General features: G+C 36.3%; 4 protein-coding genes and 1 pseudogene. 1 reads left to right on the forward strand and 4 read right to left on the reverse strand.

Going from position 1 to position 7,338, the window contains the following annotated elements; all coding sequences use genetic code 11:
* Positions 1–283, forward strand: a pseudogene (locus ABF281_RS02005) (hypothetical protein); the annotation flags it as partial.
* Between the two features lie 90 nt (positions 284–373).
* Here the strand turns inward: ABF281_RS02005 and ABF281_RS02010 are convergent.
* From ABF281_RS02010 to ABF281_RS02025, 4 genes are all read right to left on the reverse strand, one after another.
* Positions 374–2,134: a sulfatase gene (locus ABF281_RS02010; RefSeq protein WP_347180028.1), complete on the reverse strand. Its 1,761-nt coding sequence runs from the start codon at positions 2,132–2,134 to the stop codon at positions 374–376.
* 261 nt (positions 2,135–2,395) lie between these two features.
* Positions 2,396–3,505: a glycoside hydrolase family 88 protein gene (locus ABF281_RS02015; protein WP_347180029.1), complete on the reverse strand. Its 1,110-nt coding sequence runs from the start codon at positions 3,503–3,505 to the stop codon at positions 2,396–2,398.
* 4 nt (positions 3,506–3,509) lie between these two features.
* The gene (locus ABF281_RS02020; RefSeq protein WP_347180030.1) at positions 3,510–5,777 is read right to left on the reverse strand and encodes a glycoside hydrolase family 3 N-terminal domain-containing protein; all 2,268 of its coding nucleotides are present in this window, start codon (positions 5,775–5,777) and stop codon (positions 3,510–3,512) included.
* A 26-nt stretch (positions 5,778–5,803) separates the two neighbouring features.
* Positions 5,804–7,150, reverse strand: a complete 1,347-nt coding sequence (locus ABF281_RS02025; protein ID WP_347180031.1) for a family 43 glycosylhydrolase — start codon at positions 7,148–7,150, stop codon at positions 5,804–5,806.
* Positions 7,151–7,338 lie beyond the last annotated feature (188 nt).

A 7,338-nucleotide genomic window follows, 5' to 3' on the forward strand; every position in this document is an offset into this window, starting at 1 on the left:
TGAAGGTAGTGGAAGAGAAGTTGTTGATCTGAATCAAAGAATTGAGAAAAATGAGGCTGTCAATATTGAGATGGAAGTTGGTTTTAGACAGGATCCAAATGATTCTTCAAAAAAAATTCACTATTGTGACGTTGTGATTGGAGAAGATACGATCAACTGGAACATACCAGAGCCTGAAAGAGGTATTGAGTCCGGAATAAGATACGGAGCTTACCGAGTAAAAGCAGGTAGAGCACAAATTAGATGGGCAAACACTACTTATGATAAAGTTGAAGTAGAATAAGTTAACCATAGACTTTTTAACCTAACAAAAAAAGCTTGGATGATATCCAAGCTTTTTTTATATAGTTCAGTAGCACTTTCACCCTAAATACTACTGTATCTGAACAATTCCACTTGGCTGAAATCCTATTCTGTGAGCTTTTACTATCAATTGGGTTTGCGCTGGCAAATGAATTGGACTTTGATATACTTCCCAATTCTTTGGTGTTTTTTCTCCAATCTTGATTTTTTTAAAAGCTATGGAAGCTCCTTTTGTATTACAGGTGATGGTTACTTTTCCATTATTTTCATGAACAATAGGATCTAATGTTACGGGCTGAATGTCTTTGTTTTTCCATAATTTCTGAATCAATTTCGCTTCTGGCAAACTTGGATTGTCTCCGATTGTAGTGAGCCATTTGTCCATTTCTGACCTTAACAACTTTAGTTTTTCTTGATATTCCGGTTGGTCTACTAGATTGTTTAATTCATGAGGATCTATGGCACAATCAAACAATTCCTCGGTGGGTTTATGGTTCCTAAACCATTGTTTCTGATATTTATTTAGCTTTCCTTCTGCTTGTAACCTCAACAACTCTTGCATACTGGGAATACGCTCTCTGTATGTGATTGGCAAATAGTACCCTTGCATGGGTCTGTAATTTCTTATGTACTTGAACTGTTTATCTCTCACAGCTCTAATCACATCTGTTTCTGCGTCAAACCTATCTGCTGCTGCATAAATATAATCACGCTCCTTAGTTCCATGCAGGCCTAAGAAATTTTGACCTTGCATATATGGTTTTGGTGCCTCACCAATTAACGAAAGTAAGGTCGGTGCAAAATCAACAAAACTTATGAGTTGATCATCTATTGTGCCTGCTTGAATCTTGTTAGGAAAACGAATAATCATGGGGGTATTTAATCCTGAATCATATATCAATCTTTTTTCTCTTGGCAATGGGCCTCCATGATCTCCGTAGAAAAACACAATCGTATTTTCAAGCAACCCATCATCTTCAAGTTGTTTTAGTACGGCACCGACTTGTTGATCCATCTCAGCTATATTGTTATATAGTTTCCACATATCTCTTTGTACAACCTCATTGTCTGGTAAATAAGGAGGAACTTTGAATTTGGTGTCTGGTGAGAGGTGTATCTTTGTTTCTTTTTCTGACATGCGATTATTGGCATGAGAAGACCCAAAGTTTTTCCATTTATAATCCCTGTTCCCTAATGCATAATGTCTCGTTTCGATTTCTCTAAACCCATAAGGTTCAAATAATCCTGACTCATGTGTCTCAGTAAAATTAATTACCGAAAAAAAGGGTTGATGCGCTTCTCTATTTCTCCAATGCGCATAAGGACTACTTTCATCCCATGCTGTGACAGGTGCTTTGAACTGGTAATCTGTTTTATAGTTATTCGTACAATAATAGCCTTGCTTTCTTAATAGCTCGCTAATCATTTTTGCCTCTGGAGGAGGGACTGCTTCATAAGCAGGAAGCCCTCTTTCTTTTGTGTATGAATTCGTTCGCATATGATTAGCCCCTATACTTGAAGGATACATACCCGTAGCTATAGCAGCTCGACTCGGTGCACATACGCCAGACGTTGAATATAGATTTGGATAAATCACACCTTCACTGGCTAATCTACTAAGATTTGGGGTTACGATGGTAGAATCCCCAAAAGATGGAATATATGCACCCATATCTTCCGTGACAAGCCATAAAATATTAGGCTTTTTTGGAAGATTTAGACCTCCCTTGGGTCTTTCTGCAGTATGGTTTGATGTGCTTTTAATTTGACAAGCTTGACAAAAAAACAAGCTTATTAAAATACTGACAGTTAATACTTTTAATTTTTTCATTTTGCACAAAATAATTTTATAATTTTAGTTGCTTTAGGTAAAGTAAAAGGATCCTCTTTCGTGAAAAATAGAATTGAAAATACAAAACCAAACAAAGACGGTACGCTGAGGGTAACGCTTTGTTTGGTTTAAGAGGTCTTGGAATCATTTATATTAATGAGGTATTCCGTCAATTCCATCCGCCGACTAAATAGTTGTAAATAATCAATAGAATGAAATGAATCCTATACACTTCTCATAAAAATTGAGCGTACGATTTTCTTATTCCTTCAACTTCAACACTTCACTTCCTGCCAATAGAAATGCTCCTGTTCCAAAATTCTGCCAGCTCTCTGAAGAGGCCGGCTCTGGAAAAGCACCAATGTTTTGTACCCACCCAACACGACCATCTTCGTGCTGACAAGCAGCCATGGCATTCCAAGCTTTAACAACTGCTGATTTGTGTTTCTTACCAAGTAAGCCGTTGTTAATTCCCCATGCCAAAGCAAACGTATGGAATCCACTACCACTTAACTCACCATGATTGTAAGACTCTGGACTTAACAAGCTTGTTCTCCACAATCCGTCTTTTGGCTGAATATCCAATATTTTATCAGCCATTTCTTTATATAAATTCACATAGAATGGACGGTGTTCGTAGTCCTCAGGCATGTCATCTAAAATCAAAGCTAACCCTGCTATTACCCAACCGTTTCCTCTTGACCAGAAAACTTTTTCTCCATTAGGCTCTTTGGTGTCTTTGTCTGTTCCTTGCCAAACAAAGCGCATATCTCTTGCAAACAATTGCTCCTCTTTGTCATACAATTGATTGTACGTTTCCATATAAAACTTATGCATCTCATCTAAATACTTAGGCTGATTTGTATGTTTCGCATACAAATTTAACACTGGAGGCGCCATGAATAAAGCATCACACCACCACCATAAAATAGTCCTTCCATATTTGGTTTTATCTGTTCCTGCTTTCCAGTTGTCTTCTTCATACAAATGCGCATCAAGAAACTTTTTTGTAGGTGCTAAATCCACAAAATTCTTTCTATTATCGTTCATATCGATATAAAGATAACTGTATGAAATCGCTACATCATCGGCATGATGGAACCTCTTGTAAGTATTCCAATTGTTCCAATAAGCCTGGTTTTTAAGTGCGGCCATATACATCATATCTCTTGTCGTTTGGTGGGCTCTAGCCACACCCGTATAGTAAGCACCATTTGTCCAATCTGTTGGAGCTATTGCAATTATAGGGTGAGCTTCTTGCCATTCTAATGCCTGTAACATAGCTAACTTAATTTCATTGCGATCTATTTGAGCAATTGAATAATTAAAGAAAGATAGGGCTACAGTAAGGGTAAATAATAATTTCTTCATTTTTTTATTTTTTAAGTTTAAACTCCGTTTCTAAGTAACTTTGAGAAGAGGTACCTACTTTAACTTTGTAATCTCCTGCCTCTAGTACTTTTTTCATTTTAATCCCTGTAAATTCTAACATTTTTGGTGATATTAAGAATGAGACAACTCTAGATTCTCCTGGATTTAATTCAATTTTTTCAAAGCCTTTCAACTCTTTGTCAGGTCTTGTTACAGAACCTATTTCGTCTTTAATGTACATTTGTACAACCTCTTTTGCTTTGATATCACTTGTGTTTTTAACACTAACACTCACCTTAATTTCAGTATCAGGAGTAATCACTTGATTTGATATTTTTATATCTGAATACTCAAAATTTCCGTAGCTTAAACCATATCCAAATGGATATAGAGGGCCTTTTTCTAAAAACAGATACTCTTTCTTGTAGTTTATTTCTTTCATACTGTAATGAAAAGGTAACTGACCAATAGATCTTGGAACTGTAACTGGTAATTTTCCTGAAGGAGAGACTTCTCCAAAAATAATTTTTGCAGTTGACTCATCACCAAACTCACTTAAATCCCAAGTATCCAAAATAGCATCTGCATGCTTAGAAATTGTATTGATGGATAATGTTCTTCTGTGTTTTAAGACTACTATCACTGGCTTGCCTAATGCCTTAATTTTTTCTACCAATTCATCTTGAGGTCCAACAGGATCAATCGTTGCTCTATCTCCCAAAGTACTATTACTAAAATATGCTTCTTTAGCAGTAAATTCGTCACCTCCTAAGAACAAAATAGAGAGGTCTGAGTGCTTGGCAGCTTTCACTAGCTTTGCAATAGATTTTGGATCTCTATCTAACACTTCAGGAGCGCCCCCTTTTTCGTCTGTCAAGCTGAAACCTTTCTCGGCAACATATCTAATGTTTGAACCCGTAACAGACTCAAACATAGCTTTCGTATTCTCTTTTAGCAAAGGTCCTAAAAGAGCTACCTTAAGTGATTTGTTTTTACTTAATGGCAGTATATGTTTTTCGTTTTTTAATAAAATAATGGATTCTAAATCCGATTCTTTAGCCAGTTCAAAAGAAGACTCTGATCGTACTCCTTTCTTTACTTCATCAATATCTATATAGGGATGATCAAACAATCCTAAAATAAATTTTGTCCTTAGCACACGTCTAACGGACCTATCAATAAGCTTCTCTAATTCCGGATTCTTTTTAACCATTTCTGGTAGATACGAATAGGAATCCTCTGCATACAAATCAATATCAATACCTGCTTCTAACCCCATTTGTGCTGCTGCTTCTGGACTTTCCGCTACATTCATGAAATAAAACAAACGTGCAATATCATTAGAGTCTGAAACAACATACCCTTCATAACCCCATTGATCTCTTAACACTCCTGTTAACAATGCTTGGTTTCCATGACTAGCTATACCGTTAAGATCTCCGTGTGATGCCATTATCCCCAAGGTTTTCGCCTCTTTTACGGCAGCTTCAAATGGAGGATAAACTTCGTCAATTAAAGTTCGCTCTGATATTTCAATAGCTGCAAAATTAGATCCGCCTAAAACTTGACCATAACCTGCAAAGTGTTTTGCAACGGCACCAATATGAGTTCCTTTTCCCAAACCTTCGTAATTCCCTTGTACACCAATGATCGCATTCTTCACCATTTGGGTTGTTAAATAAGTATCTTCACCAAAAGCCTCACTCATCCTCCCAAAACGAGGATCACGAACTAGATCTGCCTCAGGGGAATGACACATATGCATTCCTCTTAATCTAGCCTCCCTACCAACAATATCCCACTGACGTCTAACCAAGTCTGGATTAAAAGATGCTGCTGATGCTATTGGCCTTCCAAACTTAGTACAACCTTCGGCATCTACACCATTGTAAGATTCTGTAACAAATAATGCTGGAATTCCCCAACGATTACTTTCTATGATATATTTTTGTAGTTCATTGTTGAGTTTTGCTGCAGCAACGGCATCGATATGTTCTCCAGGATTTTTTACACCTGCAATCCCTAACTTTAATTTCTTGATGACTCTTTTAGAAAGTTTTAGATTTCCGTTCTCATCTGGTTTGGTACCAATATTTGCGTGAAAAATTCGCATTTGGGCTACTTTCTCTTCGATTGATAGTTTAGGTAGTAGAGCTTCTACACGTTCGTCTATAGACAAAGATGCGTCTTTATAATCTTTTTCTACTGGCTCAGAACAAGATATGATCGAGAAAGCTATGGCTACAAATGATACTATTGATTTTCTTTTCATTATGGATTGTATTATTTTAATTTATATTATTGTTCAAATTTAAACCTATTGATCTTTAAATGATTCATTGCCGATGATTTAAACACCATACATAAGTTTTGATGATCACTTAACATTGCTATATTAAAACTTTTATTTTTAAAAGCTTTTGTATTATTGAAATCAAATTCACAAATAGCCAAAATTCTTCCATTGGGATGATCTTCTCTAACTTCAATTGCCGTATTTGTTTGAGACCAAAACTCAAATGTTATTTTCTTTTTTGAACTTAAATGATCAATGTTTGGATAGGTAATGTAGTTCTTATTTTTACTTGCTATTACAGAAAAGCCTCCTTTTGTGTTTTCTTTTTTACAAACATTGCTTGCCATGAAATAATCTTCGGCTTCTATATATCCCTGATCAGCATCATACTGTCCTACTCCAACACCATCTACTCTAATAGGAGAAATTTCGCCATTTTCTTTATAATGTACATAACTTATGAAGGTATCTCTAAACCACCTATTGCCCGTTTGACTGATGTCACAATAAGCAAAATACGATTGATTATGCCATTCAAAAAAACTACCATGACGACCTTGTAGAAAACCATTTGGCCAAGTTGGACTCTCATAACCCTCTGCAAAACTTTTTTCTTTAATCACACTATCTACGTAATCGTATGGTCCATACAAATTGTCAGACACAGCGTAAAAACATCCCCAAGACAAATAAAATTTTCCGTTATGTTTGTGTACAAATGGCTTGTCGTCTGTAGGCATTTTATTATTCTCCCCGTCTATATTATAAGGTCCTCTTGGGTTATTTATGATTACTTTTTTTGGACTTTCAGCAAGACTAATCATGTCTTCACTAAGTTTCGCAACATAATAATCCCAGACGCCAAAAAAAACATAATGTTCACCATTGTCCTCAAGAATAGAAATGTCATACTCATGTGTTGGGGTTAAATCGGAAGATAGAAAAGGAGCGCCAATCGGATCTGTCCATGGACCAACGGGGGAATCTCCAACGACAACACCTGTTTGCTCATTGCCCTCAGAGAAGTACCAATAATACTTATCTCCTTTCTGTGCTACATCCGTTGCCCAACATCTAGAAAATTCTTTCCCAATATAGGTGTCCTTCGGATTCAATACACTTCGCTGCGTCCAACTCACCAAATCTGGCGAAGACCAAACCCACCAGTCTTCCATAACAAACTTATTATTGTTGATTGATTTATCATGAGAGGCATATACATAAGCCGTATCGTTAAAAACATGTATGTGTGGATCATTTAAACCTTTATTTGGGACAATAGGGTTTTGTGCGCAAACGGCACCAAAAAAACAAAAAACAGGAAGAATCTTCAGAAATTTACTGATCATTTTTTTGATATTAAATAATTCTTTTTACACTCCCTAATTAAAAGCCTCTTTATCAACTTGTGTCTGTTGTGCTGAAATCTAAAACCCTGACGTTCGCATCATCCAAAACTAAATTACTAGCAGTTTTATTTAGGACTCTGGCTCTCTGAGGCCAACTGCTCATAAATGAACCATTCTATCCTTTAGAA

The organism is Wenyingzhuangia sp. (genome assembly GCF_039768515.1).
In the GTDB taxonomy this organism is placed as follows: domain Bacteria; phylum Bacteroidota; class Bacteroidia; order Flavobacteriales; family Flavobacteriaceae; genus Wenyingzhuangia.

Excerpts from the sequence above, each read along its gene's own strand:
- ABF281_RS02015 (WP_347180029.1), bottom strand. The coding sequence starts at position 3,505 with ATGAAGAAATTATTATTTACCCTTACTGTAGCCCTATCTTTCTTTAAT.
- ABF281_RS02025 (WP_347180031.1), bottom strand. The coding sequence starts at position 7,150 with ATGATCAGTAAATTTCTGAAGATTCTTCCTGTTTTTTGTTTTTTTGGT.
- ABF281_RS02010 (WP_347180028.1), bottom strand. The coding sequence starts at position 2,134 with ATGAAAAAATTAAAAGTATTAACTGTCAGTATTTTAATAAGCTTGTTT.
- ABF281_RS02020 (WP_347180030.1), bottom strand. The coding sequence starts at position 5,777 with ATGAAAAGAAAATCAATAGTATCATTTGTAGCCATAGCTTTCTCGATC.